Origin of the sequence: Streptomyces sp. NPDC048338 (assembly GCF_043201055.1) — a bacterium.
Classification (GTDB): domain Bacteria; phylum Actinomycetota; class Actinomycetes; order Streptomycetales; family Streptomycetaceae; genus Streptomyces.
This window is the reverse complement of record NZ_JBICYQ010000005.1, coordinates 418,705-434,923: the sequence shown is the minus strand read 5'-3', so window position 1 is coordinate 434,923 and position 16,219 is coordinate 418,705. Positions and strand designations below refer to the sequence as shown.

Below are 16,219 nucleotides of genomic sequence, written 5' to 3'. Positions count from 1 at the left end.
AGTTGACAACGTTGTCTAACTACAGCAGCGGGAGTGACGACACGGTATGCAGGCCCGACTTCGCCCCGGACCGAGACCTCGACAGGCACACATTCCAGCAGCCGCACTACTGGCGACCGCCGCTCTTCTCGTCGCCGCGACACCCACCACATCCCACGCGCTTCCCTCCCGACCGGGCCAGACGGAACGGGAGTTCTCGAATTCCTTCGAGACGAATGAAATCCAGCCGACCTGGCGCAACACCATCGAAGTCGGACCGGACGGCACGAAGAAGGCGTCCGGGGTCGACGGCGGCTTCGCCGGTGGAATACCGGGCAATGTCACCGACCGGGTGACCACACTGCGCGCCAGCGGCGAGAACGCCGCCTCGGGAGAGACCAAGGAGAACCTGGTCGACCTCCAGAGCGGCACCAAGTGGCTGGTGTTCGAGCCGACCGCGTGGATCGAGTTCGACCTGGACGCCCCCGTCAAGGTCGTCACCTACGCGCTGACCTCGGCCAACGACGCCGCCGAGCGCGACCCCCGCGACTGGACCCTGAAGGGATCGGCGGACGGCAAGGAGTGGAAGGTCCTCGACGGCCGCGAGGGCCAGACCTTCGCCAAGCGCTTCGAGACGAGGACGTTCGACTTCGCGAACGACACGGCGTACGCCCACTACCGCCTGGAGATCACGAAGAACGCCGGCGCGGGCCTCACCCAGCTCGCCGACGTTCAGTTCTCGAACGGGGACACCAGCGTTCCCGTCCCCGAGGAGATGCGCAGCCAGGTCGACCGCGGCCCGGGCGGCTCCCCCACCGCCAAGGCCAACGCCGGTTTCACGGGCACGCGGGCGCTGCGCTACGCCGGTACGCACAAGGCGGACGGCCACGCGTACTCGTACAACAAGGTCTTCGACGTGAACACGGCCGTCGTCCGGAACACCGAGCTGTCCTACCGGATCTTCCCGGCGCTGGCGGAGACGGACCTCGCCTATCCGGCCACGAACGTGGCGGTGGACCTGGCCTTCACCGACGGCACGTATCTGAGCGGGCTGCGCGCCACCGACACCCACGGCGGGCTGCTCACCCCGCAGGGACAGGGGGCGGCGAAGCGGCTCTACGTCAACCAGTGGAACCAGGTGACCGCCGGGATCGGCCAGGTCGCGGCCGGCAAGACGGTCGACCGGATCCTGGTGGCGTACGACTCCCCGAAGGGCCCGGCGAAGTTCCAGGGCTGGATCGACGACGTCTCGCTGCGGCCCCGGGCTCCGGAGAAGCAGCTCGACCGGCTCTCGGAGTACGCCTCCACGATCCGCGGCACCAACTCCAGCGGATCGTTCTCGCGGGGCAACACCTTCCCCGCGACGGCGGTCCCGCACGGCTTCAACTTCTGGACGCCGGTGACCAACTCCGCGTCGAAGAGCTGGCTGTACGAGTACGCGCGGGGGAACAACGCCGACAACCTGCCGGCCGTCCAGGCCTTCGCCGCCAGCCACGAGCCGAGCCCCTGGATGGGCGACCGGCAGACCTTCCAGGTCATGCCGTCCGCGGCGGCCGGTGCTCCGGAGACCGACCGGGTCAAGCGGGCCCTCGCCTTCCGCCACGAGAAGGAGACGGCCCGGCCGCACTACTACGGCGTCACCTTCGAGAACGGTCTGAAGGCCGAGCTGGCCCCGGCCGACCACGCGGCGACGATGCGCTTCACCTATCCGGGCCAGGACGCGAGCGTCGTCTTCGACAACGTGACCGAGGAGGGCGGTCTGACCCTGGACCCGGCGACGAGCTCCTTCACCGGCTACTCCGACGTGAAGAGCGGTCTGTCGACGGGCGCCACCCGGATGTTCGTGTACGGCGTCTTCGACGCGCCGGTCACCTCCTCGGCCGCGCAGGGCGTGAAGGGCCACTTCCGCTTCGACGCGGGCGACGACCGCTCGGTCACCCTGCGCCTGGCGACCTCGCTGATCTCCGTCGACCAGGCGAAGGCGAACCTCGCGGACGAGATACCCGCCGGCACCTCGTTCGAGCGGGTGAGGGCGCGGGCGCAGGACGCCTGGGACGCGATCCTGGACCGGGTCCGGGTGGAGGGGGCGACCCACGACCAGCTGGTGACCCTCTACTCCAGCCTGTACCGGCTGTACCTCTACCCCAACTCCGGTTTCGAGAAGGTCGGCACGAAGCTCCAGTACGCCAGCCCCTTCTCCCCCATGACCGGACCGGACACCCCGACCCGGACGGGCGCGAAGATCGTGGACGGGAAGGTGTACGTCAACAACGGCTTCTGGGACACCTACCGCACGACCTGGCCCGCCTACTCCTTCCTCACCCCGAACAAGGCCGGTGAGCTGGTGGACGGCTTCGTCCAGCAGTACAAGGACGGGGGCTGGATCTCCCGCTGGTCCTCCCCCGGCTACGCCGACCTGATGACCGGCACCTCCTCGGACGTGGCGTTCGCCGACGCGTTCGTCAAGGGCGTGGACTTCGACGCGGAGGCGGCGTACGAGGCCGCGCTGAAGAACGCGACCGTCGTGCCGCCGAGCCGCGGCGTGGGCCGCAAGGGCATGGAGACCTCTCCGTTCCTCGGCTACGCCTCGACCGAGACCCACGAGGGTCTGTCGTGGTCGCTGGAGGGCTACCTCAACGACTACGGCATCGCGAAGATGGCCGAGGCGCTGCACAAGAAGACCGGCAAGAAGCGGTACCAGGAGGAGGCGGCCTACTTCCTCTCCCGGGCGCAGAGGTACGTGTCGCTCTTCGACTCCGAGGCCGGCTTCTTCCAGGGCCGCGACCTGAAGGGCGGCTGGCGGGTGCCCTCGGCGGAGTTCGACCCGCGGATCTGGGGCTACGACTACACCGAGACCAACGGCTGGGGCTACGCCTTCACGGCCCCGCAGGACTCGCGCGGTCTGGCCAACCTGTACGGCGGACGTGCCGGTCTGGGCAAGAAGCTCGACACCTACTTCGCCACGCCGGAGACGGCGAGCCCGGAGTTCGTCGGCTCGTACGGCAGCGTCATCCACGAGATGACCGAGGCCCGGGACGTCCGGATGGGCATGTACGGGCACTCGAACCAGGTCGCGCACCACGTGCCGTACATGTACGACGCGGCCGGGCAGCCCTGGAAGACGCAGGAGAAGGTCCGCGAGGTGCTCTCCCGGCTCTACACGGGCAGCGAGATCGGGCAGGGTTACCACGGCGACGAGGACAACGGCGAGCAGTCCGCCTGGTACCTCTTCTCCTCGCTCGGGTTCTACCCGCTGGTCATGGGCAGCGGGGAGTACGCGATCGGCTCGCCGCTGTTCAAGAAGGTGACGCTGCGGATGGACAACGGCCGCACGCTGGTCGTGGAGGCGCCGCGGAACAGTGCGGAGAACGTCTACGTCCAGGGCCTGAAGGTCAACGGCAAGCGCTGGGACTCGACGGCGCTGCCGCACGCCCTGCTGGCCAAGGGCGGCCGGCTGACCTTCGACATGGGTCCGAAGCCCTCGTCCTGGGGCACCGGCGCCGCGGCGGGTCCGGTCTCCATCACCCGGGACGACAAGGTGCCCTCGCCCCGTGCGGACCTGCTGACCGGGGCGGGCGCGCTCTTCGACGACACCTCGGCCACGGAGGCGCCCGTCGCGTCGGTGGAGCTGCCGGTGGCGAAGCCGGTCCGTGCGGTGCAGTACACGCTGACCTCGTCCGCCCGGGACCGGGCCCCGGCCGGCTGGGTCCTGCAGGGTTCGGCGGACGGCACGACCTGGACCGACCTCGACCGGCGCTCGGACGAGTCCTTCGCCTGGGACCGCCAGACCCGGGCCTTCTCGGTCGCGGCACCCGGCTCGTACGCGAAGTACCGTCTGGTGGCCGCGGGTACGGGCGGCGCGCTGGCGGAGGTCGAGCTGCTGGGCTGACGCCCGGTGACAGCGGAAAGGGCCCGCACCCCCGGACGGGGTGCGGGCCCTTTCGGCGTGTACTAGCCGCGGATCAGGTTGCGGAGCACGTACTGCATGATGCCGCCGTTGCGGTAGTAGTCCGCCTCACCGGGGGTGTCGATGCGGACGACCGCGTCGAACTCGACACCGGTGTCGGTGGTGACCTTGACCGTGCGCGGGGTGACGCCGTCGTTGAGCTCCTCGACGCCGGTGAAGGAGAAGGTCTCCTCGCCGGTCAGGCCGAGGGTCTCGGCCGACTGGCCCTCCGGGAACTGCAGCGGCAGGACGCCCATGCCGATGAGGTTCGAGCGGTGGATGCGCTCGTACGACTCGGCGATGACGGCCTTGACGCCGAGCAGCGCGGTGCCCTTGGCGGCCCAGTCGCGGGACGAGCCGGAGCCGTACTCCTTGCCCGCCAGGATCGCGAGCGGGGTGCCCTGCTCGATGTAGTTGCGCGAGGCGTCGTAGATGAACGACACCGGGGCGTCGTCCTTCGTGAAGTCGCGGGTGTAGCCGCCCTCGGTGCCCGGCGCGATCTGGTTGCGCAGGCGGATGTTGGCGAACGTGCCGCGGATCATGACCTCGTGGTTGCCTCGGCGCGAGCCGTAGGAGTTGAAGTCACGACGCTCCACACCGTGCTCGGTGAGGTACTGGCCGGCCGGGGTGTCGGCCTTGATGGCACCGGCCGGGGAGATGTGGTCGGTGGTGACCGAGTCGCCCAGCTTGGCCAGGACGCGCGCGCCGACGATGTCGGAGACCGGGGTGGTCTCCATCGTCATGCCCTCGAAGTAAGGGGGCTTGCGGACGTAGGTGGACTCGGTGTCCCACTCGAAGGTGTTGCCGGTCGGGATCGGCAGCGCCTGCCACTGGGCGTCGCCCGCGAAGACGTCCTGGTAGGACTTGTTGAACATGTCCTCGCCGATGGCGCTGGCCACGACCTCGTTGACCTCGGCCTCGGTCGGCCAGATGTCGGCCAGGTGGACGGGCTTGCCGTCCTGGTCGACACCGAGCGCGTCCTTGGTGATGTCCACCTTCATGGAACCCGCGAGGGCGTACGCGACGACCAGCGGCGGGGAGGCCAGGTAGTTCATCTTGACGTCGGGGTTGATGCGGCCCTCGAAGTTCCGGTTGCCGGAGAGGACCGAGGTGACCGCGAGGTCGTGCTCGTTGACGGCCTTGGAGACCTCGTCCGGCAGCGGGCCGGAGTTGCCGATGCAGGTGGTGCAGCCGTAGCCGACGAGGTTGAAGCCGACCTTGTCGAGGTAGGGGGTCAGACCCGCCTTGTCGAAGTAGTCGGTGACGACCTTCGAGCCCGGGGCGAGGGTGGTCTTGACCCACGGCTTGCGGGTCAGGCCCTTCTCCACGGCCTTCTTCGCGACGAGCGCGGCGGCGACCATGACGTACGGGTTCGACGTGTTGGTGCAGGAGGTGATCGCGGCGACGGTGACGGCGCCGTGGTCGATCGTGTAGGTGCTGCCGTCGGGGGCGGTCACCTGGACCGGGTTCGACGGGACGCCGTTGGTCTGCGCCGGGGAGTCGGAGGCCGGGAAGGACTCCTCGCCCGCCTCGTCGGCGGTGTCGACGTAGTTGCGGACGTCCTGGGCGAACTGCGCCGCGGCGTTCGCGAGGACGATGCGGTCCTGCGGGCGCTTCGGGCCGGCGATGGAGGGGACGACCGTGGAGAGGTCGAGCTCCAGCTTCTCGGAGAAGTCGGGCTCGGCGGCCGGGTCGAGCCAGAGGCCCTGCTCCTTGGCGTACGCCTCGACGAGCGCGACCTGCTGCTCGGAGCGGCCGGTGAGCTTGAGGTAGTTCAGCGTCTCGCCGTCGATCGGGAAGATCGCGGCGGTGGAGCCGAACTCCGGCGACATGTTGCCGATGGTGGCGCGGTTGGCCAGGGAGGTCGCGGCGACACCCTCACCGTAGAACTCGACGAACTTGCCGACGACGCCGTGCTTGCGCAGCATCTCGGTGATCGTGAGGACGAGGTCGGTGGCGGTGGTGCCGGGGGTGAGCTCACCGGTCAGCTTGAAGCCGACGACGCGCGGGATGAGCATCGAGACCGGCTGGCCGAGCATCGCGGCCTCGGCCTCGATGCCGCCGACGCCCCAGCCGAGCACGCCGAGGCCGTTGACCATGGTGGTGTGCGAGTCGGTGCCGACGAGGGTGTCGGGGTACGCCTGGCCGTTGCGGACCATGACCGTACGGGCCAGGTGCTCGATGTTGACCTGGTGGACGATGCCGGTGCCGGGCGGGACGACCTTGAACTCGTCGAAGGCGGTCTGGCCCCAGCGCAGGAACTGGTAGCGCTCCTTGTTGCGGCCGTACTCCAGCTCGACGTTCTGGCCGAAGGCTTCCTTCGTGCCGAACTTGTCGGCGATGACGGAGTGGTCGATGACCAGCTCGGCCGGGGCGAGCGGGTTGATCTTGGCCGGGTCGCCACCGAGCTCCTTGACGGCCTCACGCATGGTGGCGAGGTCGACGACACAGGGCACGCCGGTGAAGTCCTGCATGATCACGCGGGCGGGCGTGAACTGGATCTCCTGGCTCGGCTGAGCCTGCGAGTCCCAGCCGCCCAACGCACGGATGTGGTCGGCGGTGATGTTCGCGCCGTCCTCGGTGCGGAGCAGGTTCTCCAGCAGCACCTTCAGGCTGTAGGGGAGGCGGGCCGAGCCCTCCACCTTGTCCAGCTTGAAGATCTCGTACGACTCGTCGCCCACCTGCAGCGTGCTGCGGGCGTCGAAGCTGTTCGCCGACACGACAGTCTCCTTCATCAATGTGCGCGTTCTACCGCCATGCTGCCGCCACGGCTCCACGCCGATCCGCTAAGGTAAGGCTTAGTTAGGTAATCCTTACCGCGTGGGCGGCTGCGGTGCGCCGCAAGCAGTTATCTCGATGTCGAGATAACTCTAGTGCATCCCCGCCTCTCGGTCATGCCCGGCATGCGTGTGATCGCTCCCATGCCACGTCACCCGGCGGCTGCCCGCGTGCGCCGGAAGGTACGCCGGTAGGCGTCCGGGGGGACCCCCAGGGTGCGGTTGAAATGGCGGCGCAGCGTCGTGGCCGTACCCATGCCGGTGGCCTCCGCCACGGCGTCGACACTGTCACCGGTGGATTCGAGGAGCTCCTGGGCGCGCCGGATCCGCTGGTTCAGCAGCCACTGGAGCGGGGTGGTGCCGGTCACCGAGCGGAAGTGGCGGCCGAGGTGGCGCGAGCTCATGTTCGCCCGGCGCGCCAGGTCCTCCACGGTCAGCGGCTGGTCGAGCCGCTCGATCACCCAGGGCAGCAGGTCCGCGAGCGGGTGGTCGTCCCGGGCGGGCACGGGCGCGGTGACGAACTGGGCCTGGCCGCCCGCCCGGTGCGGGGGCACGACCAGTCGGCGGGCGACCGTGTTGGCGAACGCGGATCCGTGGTCGAGGCGGACCAGGTGCAGACAGAGGTCCATCGCGGCGGCCTTGCCCGCCGAGGTGAGCACGGTGCCGTTGTCGACGTAGAGCACGTCCGGATCGACCTCCACCAGGGGGTGGCGGGCGGCCAGGACATCGGTGTGCGCCCAGTGCGTCGTCGCGCGCCGGCCGTCCAGCAGCCCCGCCGCGGCCAGGACGAAGGCCCCCGTGCACAGCGAGGCCACCCGCGCGCCCGCCTCGTGCGCGGCGCGCACCGCGTCGACCAGCTCGACGGGCGGGTCGACGTCGACGTCGGCCCACCCCGGGACGATCACCGTGCCCGCGCCCCCGAGCCCGTCCAGGCCCGCGTCGGGCTCCAGCCGGAAGCGGCCGACCCGCACCGGGCCCGGCCCGCAGACGGTGAGGTCGTACGGGGCTCCCCCGAAGACCTCGGACGCCACGGAGAGTTCGAAGTGCAGCATGCCGTCGGTGACGGCCAGCGCGACCTTGCCCATGTCCGGAAGTGTACGGCCCATGTCGTTCCGGACACTCGTCCCGGCCGGCCCTCGGCGACAGAATTTCCGTATCGGACAGGCGGGACGGAAGACGACGGGGGAGCAACCCATGACATCGGAATCGACAGCGGCGGCGGATTCGGCACGGGGGCGGAAGGTCGCGGTGTTCGGCGCGTACGGGCACACCGGGCGCTTCGTGGTGGCGGAACTGCTGGACCGCGGCTTCGTCCCCGTGGCGTCGGGCCGCGACACCGGCAAGCTGGACGCGCTCGCGGAATCCCACCCGGGGCTCGACGTCCGGACCGCCTCGGTGGACGACCCGGCCTCGCTGGACCGGGCGCTGGACGGCGCCGACGCGGTGATCAACTCCGCCGGGCCCTTCGCCGAGACCGCGGCCCCGGTGATCGAGGCGGCGCTGCGGGCCGGGATCCCGTACGTGGACGTGGCGGCCGAGATCGAGGCCAACGTCGACACCTTCTCCCGGTTCGCGGAGCCCGCCCGGGCCGCCGGCGTCCCGGTGGTCCCCGCGATGGCCTTCTTCGGCGGCCTCGGCGACCTGCTGGTGACCGCGGCGATGGGCGACCGCACGGCGGCCGACGAGGCCCACGTGGCGTACGGGCTGAGCAGCTGGCACCCCACGCCCGGCACGCGCACGGCGGGCGCGGTCTCGCGGCGGCGCAGGGACGGCCGGCACGTCCGATTCCGCGACGGGCGCCTGCAGTACGGCGAGGGCGCCTCGCCCACCCTCCGGTGGAACTTCCCCGCCCCCCTGGGGGACCGGTCCGTGATCGGCGACTTCACCATGGCCGACGTGGTCACCGTCCCCAGCCACCTGGCCGTCCCCGACGTCCGCACCTACATGGCCGCCGAGGCGGCCAGCGACCTCTCCTCCGCCGACACCCCGGCGCCGGCCGCCGTCGACGCGCGCGGCCGGTCCGCGCAGACCTTCCTCGTCGACGTGCTCGTGCGCGCGGGCGACACGGAGCTGAGGGCCGTGGCGAGCGGCCAGGACATCTACGCCGTCAGCGCACCGCTCGCGGTGGAGGCGGTGGCCCGGATCCTGACGGGGCGGACCAGGACGGTCGGCGTCGCCTCGGCCGGCGCGATGTTCGACGCGCCCGACTTCCTTCACGCCCTTTCCGGGCACCTTTCGGTGGCATTGCCCTGACAGGGGGGTGCGGGTGGCACGCGGGAGGGCCATCCCCCTCCCGGACGGGCCCGGCGGGTCTCCCCCGTCCGGCCCCGTCCGGGCGCCCGCCGATTGCCGGGGCCGGACCCCGGGGTGACGATCGGAGCATGTTCAGTGGCGCGCACGTGATCCTCCACACCCCGGACGCGGAGGCCGACCGCGCCTTCCTCCGGGACGTACTGGGCTTCCCCCACGTCGACGCCGGCCGCGGCTGGCTCGTGTTCGCGCTGCCGCCCGCCGAGGTGGCCGTCCACCCGACCGAGGGCGAGCCGAAGCACGAGCTCTACCTGATGTGCGACGACATCGTGGGCACGCTGACCGCCCTGGAGGACCGGGGAGCCGAGATCTCACGGCCCGTCAGCGATCAGGGGTGGGGACTGCTCGCCGCCCTGCGCCTGCCGAGCGGCACCGAACTCCCGCTCTACGAACCGCGTCACCCGACCGCGCACGGCCTGTCACCCTGATGGCCCACCCCCACGACAGGCTCATCTCATATCTGAGATAACGTGACGCCATGGCAGACGACTACCTCGTACGAATCGGCAAGCTCATCCGCGATGCCCGCCAGCATCGTGGCTGGACACAGACCCAGCTCGCCGAAGCACTGGCCACCAGCCAGAGTGCCGTCAACCGGATCGAACGCGGCAATCAGAACATCAGTCTTGAGATGATCGCGCGCATCGGGGAAGCCCTCGACAGCGAGATCGTGTCCCTCGGCTACTCCGGCCCCATGCACCTGCGCGTGGTGGGCCGCCGCCGGCTGTCCGGCGCCATCGACGTCAAGACGAGCAAGAACGCCTGTGTCGCGCTGCTGTGCGGCTCGCTCCTCAACAAGGGCCGCACGGTGCTGCGCCGGGTCGCCCGCATCGAGGAGGTCTTCCGCCTGCTGGAGGTCCTGAACTCCATCGGCGTGCGCACCCGCTGGATCAACGACGGCGTCGACCTGGAGATCGTGCCGCCCGCCGAGCTGGACATGGAGTCGATCGACGCCGAGGCGGCGATCCGCACCCGCTCGATCATCATGTTCCTCGGCCCGCTGCTGCACCGCCTCGACCGCTTCAAGCTGCCGTACGCCGGCGGCTGCGACCTCGGCACCCGCACGATCGAGCCGCACATGATCGCGCTGCGCCGCTTCGGCCTGGACATCACCGCGACCGAGGGGCTCTACCACGCCCAGGTCGAGCCGGCCGTGTCCCCCGACCGCCCGATCGTGCTGACCGAGCGCGGCGACACCGTGACCGAGAACGCGCTGCTCGCCGCCGCCCGCCACGACGGCGTCACCGTCATCCGCAACGCCTCGTCCAACTACATGGTCCAGGACCTCTGCTTCTTCCTGGAGGCGCTCGGCGTCCGGGTCGACGGCATCGGCACGACCACGCTGACCGTGCACGGCGTGCCGCAGATCGACGTGGACGTGGACTACTCCCCCTCCGAGGACCCGGTCGAGGCGATGAGCCTGCTGGCCGCCGCCGTCGTCACCGAGTCGGAGCTGACGATCCGCCGCGTCCCGATCGAGTTCATGGAGATCGAGCTCGCGGTCCTGGAGGAGATGGGCCTCGATCACGACCGCTCCGCGGAGTACCCCGCCGACAACGGCCGTACCCGCCTGGTCGACCTGACGGTCCGCCCCTCCAAGCTGGAGGCGCCGATCGACAAGATCCACCCGATGCCGTTCCCCGGCCTGAACATCGACAACGTGCCGTTCTTCGCGGCGATCGCGGCGACGGCCCAGGGCAAGACCCTGATCCACGACTGGGTCTACGACAACCGCGCCATCTACCTCACCGACCTCAACCGGCTCGGCGGTCGCCTCCAGCTCCTCGACCCCCACCGCGTCCTGGTCGAGGGCCCGACCCGCTGGCGCGCCGCCGAGATGATGTGCCCGCCGGCCCTGCGCCCGGCGGTGGTGGTCCTCCTCGCGATGATGGCGGCCGAGGGCACCTCGGTGCTCCGCAACGTCTACGTCATCAACCGGGGGTACGAGGAGCTGGCGGAGCGCCTGAACTCGGTGGGCGCGCAGATCGAGATCTTCCGCGACATCTGAGTCCCTCCCGCACGCCAGGGGCGGAGCCGGTCGGCTCCGCCCCTGGCGTCCTTCGTCCCGCCGTGGTCGTACGGGCCGGCGGATCAGCCCATGCCCGGTGGGCCCATGCCGCCCTTGAGGCGGTCGATGTCCGACTGGCGGACCTGGATCACGAAGATCGCGATCACCGCGCCCACCACGGCGAAGATCGCCGCCGTGACGAAGCCCGCGGAGACACCGGAGGTCAGCACCTGGTCGCTCCAGGGTGGTGGCAGCTGGCCCGTCTTGGCGAACTGGGCCTTCTCCAGCGGGCCGGCCTGGGAGAGGAAGGCGGGGACCTGCTTGTCCGCCTCGTTGCGGCTGGCCGTGCCGAAGACGGTCACCAGGATCGACAGGCCCAGCGAACCGCCCACCTGCTGCATCGCGTTGAGCAGGCCGGACGCGGCTCCCGACTCCCGCGGCTCGACGTTCGACAGGGCCATGATGGTCAGCGAGACGAACATCAGGCCCATGCCGAGCCCGAAGACCAGGATCGGCCCGAGGATGCTGCCCAGATAGGTCGAGTCCACGTCGGTCAGGGTCAGCCAGGACAGGCCGGCCGCGGCCAGGATCGAACCCGTCACCATGAAGGGTTTGGGCCCGTACTTGGGCAGCAGGTTGGACGTGATGCCGGCTCCGACCGCGATGATCGCGCTCACCGGCAGGAAGGCGAGTCCCGCCGCCAGGGGGCTGAAGCCCAGGACCGTCTGCACGAACAGGGTCAGGAAGAAGAACATCCCGAAGATGGCCGCCGCCAGGCAGAGCATGATCGCGTACGTGCCCGACCGGTTGCGGTCGGCGAACATGTGCAGGGGTGTGATCGGCTGCTGGGAGCGGCGTTCGATGAGGATGAACAGCCCCAGGAGCACGACCGCCGCGACGAACGACCCGATGGTGTAGGGGTCGCGCCAGCCCTCCTGTGCGGCCCGGATGAAGCCGTAGACCAGCGCCACCATGCCGAGTGTCGACGTCAGCGCTCCGGCGAGGTCGAAGTGGCCGGGGTGCCTCTCGGACTCCTTGACGTGACGGGGGGTGAGGAAGGCGATGAGCAGGGCGATCGGCACGTTGACGAAGAAGATCCAGCGCCAGTCGAGCCATTCGACGAGCACGCCGCCGGCGACCAGTCCGATCGCGCCGCCACCGGCCGAGACGGCCGCGAAGACGCCGAAGGCCCGGTTGCGCTCGGGGCCTTCGTCGAAGGTCGTGGTGATCAGGGACAGCGACGTCGGCGAGGCGATCGCGCCGCCGACGCCCTGGAGGGCACGGGCCGCGAGGAGTTGCCATTCGCTCTGCGCGAGTCCGCAGAAGAGCGAGGCCATTCCGAAGAGCAGTACGCCGAAGATGAAGACGCGCCGCCGCCCCAGGATGTCTCCGAAACGCCCGCCGAGGAGCAGCAGGCCACCGAAGGTGAGGGTGTAGGCGTTGACGACCCAGGACAGGCTGGTCGTGGAGAAGTCCAGTGCGCTCTGGATGTCTGGGAGCGCGATGTTCACGATCGTGATGTCGAGGACCACCATCAGCTGGCAGGACGCGATCACGAAAAGGGCGATGCCCTTGCCGTCACTGCCCTTCTTCGAGGTGGCGGTCTGTGCCGGAGTCGTCGGCTTGGGTGTACTCATTGGCGCCTCGGGTTCTCGCCTGGTGAGTGAGCCGTGGGCCGGTCAGTCCACCTTTCGACACTAAGCCCGGGTCCTGTGGGTGACCAGTTGATCAAGCGGTGCCGGGCGCCCGGGCGGTGAACGTGCCCGGGGCCGCCGCGAGCCGCCCTCGCGGCGGCAGTTCGGGGGCGCCGGCCGTGCCCGCGGCGCGACACCCCCGGTCCGTGCCGCCCGGTCCCGCGCCCGCGGCGCCCGCCGCGGTGACGGTCAGTCCAGTACCGCGAAGCCGTCCACTTCCACGTGGGCCTGGTCGTCCCACAGCCGCACGACGCCGATCACGGCCATCGCCGGATAGTCGCGGCCGGCCAACCTGCGCCAGATGCGGCCCAGTTCGTGGGCGTGCCGACGGTAGTCGGCGACGTCGGTGACGTAGACGGTGACACGGGCCAGGTCGGCGGGGGAACCGCCGGCGTGCCGCAGCGCGGTGAGGAGGTTGGCGAGCGCGGTCTCGAACTGCTCGGGCAGGCCCTCCCCCACCACCTTGCCGGCGCGGTCCAGACTGGTCTGGCCGGCGAGGAAGACCAGGCGGGAGCCGGTGGCGGTGACGGCGTGGGTGAAGCCGGCGGGCGGAGAGAGCTCGGCCGGGTTGTGCCGGTGGAGGGGGCTCATCCGTACAGCTCCTTCGCGATGATCGTGCGCTGGACCTCGGTCGCGCCTTCGTAGATGCGGGGTGCGCGGACCTCGCGGTAGAGGTGTTCGAGCAGGTGGCCGCGTTGCAGGGCGCGCGCCCCGTGCAGTTGGACGGCGGCGTCGACGACGTACTGCGCGGTCTCCGTGGCGAACAGTTTCGCCATGGCGGAGCGGCGGGGCACGTCGGCGGCGCCGGAGTCGTACGCCGCCGCGGCCGCGTAGACCAGCAGGCGGGCGGCCTCGGTGCGGGTGGCCATCTCGGCGACCTGGTGGGAGACGGCCTGGAGGTCGCGCAGGACGCCGCCGAACGCGGGGCGGGCGGCGGTGTGGGCGAGGGTCGCGTCGAGGGCCGCCTGGGCCATGCCGACGGCGAAGGCGCCGACGCTGGGGCGGAAGAGGTTCAGGGTGGTCATGGCGACCCGGAAGCCGCGGTCGGGCTCGCCGAGGACGTCGGACTCGCCGACTTGCACCCCGTCGAAGACGAGGGAGCCGATGGCGTGCGGGGCGAGCATGTCGAGGGCCTCGCCGGTGAGTCCGGGGCGGTCGGCGGGGACGAGGAAGGCGGTGACGCCGCGGGCTCCGGCGCCGGGGGTGGTGCGGGCGAAGACGGTGGCGAAGTCGGCTTCGGGCGCGTTGGAGATCCAGCGCTTCTCGCCGTGCAGGAGCCAGCCTCCGGCGCCGTCGGGGCGGGCTTCCAGGGCCAGGGCGGCGGCGTCGGAGCCCGCGTCGGGCTCGCTGAGGGCGAAGGCGGCGACGGCGCGGCCGGCGACGACCTCGGGGAGCCAGCGGTCGCGCTGCGCGGCGGTGCCGAAGGCGGCGACCGGGTGGGACCCGAGGCCCTGGAGGGCGAGGGCGGTCTCGGCCTCCGTGCAGGAGTGGGCGAGGGACTCGCGCATCAGGCAGAGGTCGAGGGCGCCGGAGTCGAAGAGCCGGGCGAGCAGGCCGAGTTCGCCGAGGGCGGCGACCAGCGGGCGGTTGACGCGGCCGGGTTCGCCCTTCTCCGCGAGGGGACGGAGCCGCTCGGCTGCGAGCTCCCGGAGCTCCTCACAGCGGGCGGTCTGTGCTGGATCGAGCGAGAATACGGGCATTCGGACCCCTGTCTCCGTCGCTTCATCACTTCTATCGCGCACCGTTGACTGTCGTCACCATCACGATACGCTCGATGGGCGACCCCACCACGACAAGGGGACGAACTCATGGAGCTGACCCCCTCGGCGCACCACGACACCTTCGCGCGCGACCATCTGCCGCCTCCCGGACAGTGGCCGCATCTGCTCTTCGATCTGCCCGGGCTGCGCTACCCGGACCGCCTCAACTGCGGGGCCGAACTGCTCGACCGCACGGTGGAGCAGTTCGGCGCGGACCGCCCGGCCTTCCTGGACGGTGCGGGAAATGTATGGACATACGGACAATTGCGCGAACGGGTGGACCGGATCGCGCACGTGCTGACGTCCGACCTCGACGTCAAGCCCGGCAACCGGGTGCTCCTGCGGGGCCCCACCACCCCCTGGCTGGCCGCCTGCTGGCTCGCGGTGATGAAGGCGGGCGCGGTCGCCGTCACCGTACTGGCCCAGCAGCGGGCGTCGGAACTCGCCGTGATGTGCGAGATGGCCCGGTGCAGCCACGCCCTCTGCGACGTCAGGACGGTCGACGACCTGGTGAAGGCCGAGGTCCCGGGGCTGCGGATCACCGCCTTCGGCGGGGACGCGCCCGACGACCTGCTCTCCCTGGCACGCGCCCGGCCGGCGGTCTACGAGGCGGTGCCCACGGCCGCCGACGACGTGGCGCTGATCGCGTTCACCTCCGGCACCACCGGCCGGCCCAAGGGGTGCATGCACTTCCACCGCGACGTGCTGGCGATCGCCGACACCTTCTCCGCGCACGTGCTGCGCCCCGAGCCGGACGACCTGTTCGCCGGTTCCCCGCCCCTCGGCTTCACCTTCGGCCTCGGCGGACTGGTCGTCTTCCCGCTGCGGGCGGGAGCGAGGGCGCTGCTGCTCGAACAGTCGGGCCCCAAGCAGCTGCTGGCGGCGATCGAGGAGCACCGGGTGTCGGTGCTCTTCACAGCGCCGACCGCCTACCGGGTGATGATGGAGGAGATGGACCGCCACGGCGGCCACGGCGTCTCCTCGCTGCGCCGGTGCGTCTCGGCCGGCGAGAACCTGCCCGCCGCCACCTGGGACGCCTGGCACGCGCGCACCGGCCTGAAACTGATCAACGGCATCGGCGCCACCGAGCTGCTCCACATCTTCATCTCCGCGGCCGACGGAGCCGTCCGCCCGGGCACCACGGGCCGGCCCGTCCCCGGCTGGCAGGCGCGGGTGGTGGACCGGCTGGGCGCCGACGTCCCGGACGGCCAGGAGGGCCTGCTCGCCGTGCGCGGCCCGGTCGGCTGCCGGTACCTGGCCGATCCCCGCCAGGGCGAGTACGTGCTCGACGGCTGGAACGTCACGGGCGACACCTACGTCCGTGAGGAGGACGGCTACTTCCGCTATGTCGCCCGCGCCGACGACATGATCGTCTCGGCCGGCTTCAACGTGGCCGGACCACAGGTGGAGGAGGCGCTGCTGGCCCACCCGGACGTGGTGGAGGTGGCGGTGGTGGGTGTTCCGGACGAGCTGCGCGGCCAGATCGTGGTGGCGTACACGGTGGTCCGGGACGGGGTGCCGCGGGACGCGGAGACGTCGGCGGCGCTGCGGGCCTTCGTGCGGTCCCGGCTGGTGCCGTACAAGAGCCCGCGGAAGATCGTCTTCCTGGACGCGCTGCCCCGGACGGCCACCGGGAAGCTGCAACGCTTCCGGCTGCGGGAGGCGCACGGCGAGGACCGGGACGAGGACCCCCGGCGCGACCGGCTGGGCGCGCCGTAGGGGGTGCCGGCCGGGCCGGGTCCGAG

The 16,219-nt window shown here is 70.9% G+C and carries 10 protein-coding genes; 5 read left to right on the top strand and 5 right to left on the bottom strand.

Features of this window, described 5'->3' with window-relative positions; all coding sequences use genetic code 11:
• Positions 1-46 precede the first annotated feature (46 nt).
• Positions 47-3,868, top strand: a complete 3,822-nt coding sequence (locus ACGFZF_RS15280) for a GH92 family glycosyl hydrolase (protein ID WP_393554165.1) — start codon at positions 47-49, stop codon at positions 3,866-3,868.
• Positions 3,869-3,930: 62 nt separating this feature from the next.
• Here ACGFZF_RS15280 and acnA read toward each other — a convergent pair whose 3' ends face one another.
• Positions 3,931-6,645 carry an aconitate hydratase AcnA gene (gene acnA, locus ACGFZF_RS15275; RefSeq protein ID WP_393554163.1) on the bottom strand — a complete coding sequence of 905 codons (2,715 nt, stop codon included), beginning with the start codon at positions 6,643-6,645 and terminating at the stop codon, positions 3,931-3,933.
• A gap of 209 nt (positions 6,646-6,854) precedes the next feature.
• The gene (locus ACGFZF_RS15270; RefSeq protein WP_393554161.1) at positions 6,855-7,787 is read right to left on the bottom strand and encodes a helix-turn-helix domain-containing protein; all 933 of its coding nucleotides are present in this window, start codon (positions 7,785-7,787) and stop codon (positions 6,855-6,857) included.
• Between the two features lie 109 nt (positions 7,788-7,896).
• On the opposite strand from ACGFZF_RS15270, the gene ACGFZF_RS15265 reads away from it, so the two are divergent.
• From ACGFZF_RS15265 to ACGFZF_RS15255, 3 genes are all read left to right on the top strand, one after another.
• The gene (locus ACGFZF_RS15265; protein WP_393554160.1) at positions 7,897-8,955 is read left to right on the top strand and encodes a saccharopine dehydrogenase family protein; all 1,059 of its coding nucleotides are present in this window, start codon (positions 7,897-7,899) and stop codon (positions 8,953-8,955) included.
• 128 nt (positions 8,956-9,083) lie between these two features.
• Positions 9,084-9,440, top strand: a complete 357-nt coding sequence (locus tag ACGFZF_RS15260; protein WP_393554158.1) for a VOC family protein — start codon at positions 9,084-9,086, stop codon at positions 9,438-9,440.
• A gap of 50 nt (positions 9,441-9,490) precedes the next feature.
• Complete coding sequence (locus ACGFZF_RS15255) at positions 9,491-11,020, top strand: UDP-N-acetylglucosamine 1-carboxyvinyltransferase (protein WP_147980625.1); 1,530 nt, start codon at positions 9,491-9,493, stop codon at positions 11,018-11,020.
• Between the two features lie 83 nt (positions 11,021-11,103).
• Here ACGFZF_RS15255 and ACGFZF_RS15250 read toward each other — a convergent pair whose 3' ends face one another.
• The 3 genes from ACGFZF_RS15250 to ACGFZF_RS15240 form a co-directional block, all read right to left on the bottom strand.
• Positions 11,104-12,657, bottom strand: coding sequence for an MFS transporter (locus tag ACGFZF_RS15250; protein WP_393554155.1), 1,554 nt, complete (start codon positions 12,655-12,657; stop codon positions 11,104-11,106).
• Between the two features lie 246 nt (positions 12,658-12,903).
• Positions 12,904-13,305 (bottom strand): RidA family protein, encoded by a 402-nt coding sequence (locus ACGFZF_RS15245; protein WP_393554153.1) that lies wholly within the window; start codon positions 13,303-13,305, stop codon positions 12,904-12,906.
• Positions 13,302-14,414, bottom strand: a complete 1,113-nt coding sequence (locus ACGFZF_RS15240; RefSeq protein WP_393554151.1) for an acyl-CoA dehydrogenase family protein — start codon at positions 14,412-14,414, stop codon at positions 13,302-13,304. Before ACGFZF_RS15240 ends, ACGFZF_RS15245 begins: the two co-directional genes overlap by 4 nt.
• A gap of 108 nt (positions 14,415-14,522) precedes the next feature.
• On the opposite strand from ACGFZF_RS15240, the gene ACGFZF_RS15235 reads away from it, so the two are divergent.
• Positions 14,523-16,193, top strand: coding sequence for an AMP-binding protein (locus tag ACGFZF_RS15235; protein WP_393554149.1), 1,671 nt, complete (start codon positions 14,523-14,525; stop codon positions 16,191-16,193).
• Positions 16,194-16,219: the final 26 nt, after the last annotated feature.

Coding starts and splice junctions, on each gene's coding strand:
- ACGFZF_RS15235 (WP_393554149.1), top strand. CDS start 14,523: ATGGAGCTGACCCCCTCGGCGCACCACGACACCTTCGCGCGCGACCAT.
- ACGFZF_RS15245 (WP_393554153.1), bottom strand. CDS start 13,305: ATGAGCCCCCTCCACCGGCACAACCCGGCCGAGCTCTCTCCGCCCGCC.
- ACGFZF_RS15255 (WP_147980625.1), top strand. CDS start 9,491: ATGGCAGACGACTACCTCGTACGAATCGGCAAGCTCATCCGCGATGCC.
- ACGFZF_RS15280 (WP_393554165.1), top strand. CDS start 47: ATGCAGGCCCGACTTCGCCCCGGACCGAGACCTCGACAGGCACACATT.
- ACGFZF_RS15240 (WP_393554151.1), bottom strand. CDS start 14,414: ATGCCCGTATTCTCGCTCGATCCAGCACAGACCGCCCGCTGTGAGGAG.
- ACGFZF_RS15270 (WP_393554161.1), bottom strand. CDS start 7,787: ATGGGCAAGGTCGCGCTGGCCGTCACCGACGGCATGCTGCACTTCGAA.
- ACGFZF_RS15260 (WP_393554158.1), top strand. CDS start 9,084: ATGTTCAGTGGCGCGCACGTGATCCTCCACACCCCGGACGCGGAGGCC.
- ACGFZF_RS15250 (WP_393554155.1), bottom strand. CDS start 12,657: ATGAGTACACCCAAGCCGACGACTCCGGCACAGACCGCCACCTCGAAG.
- ACGFZF_RS15265 (WP_393554160.1), top strand. CDS start 7,897: ATGACATCGGAATCGACAGCGGCGGCGGATTCGGCACGGGGGCGGAAG.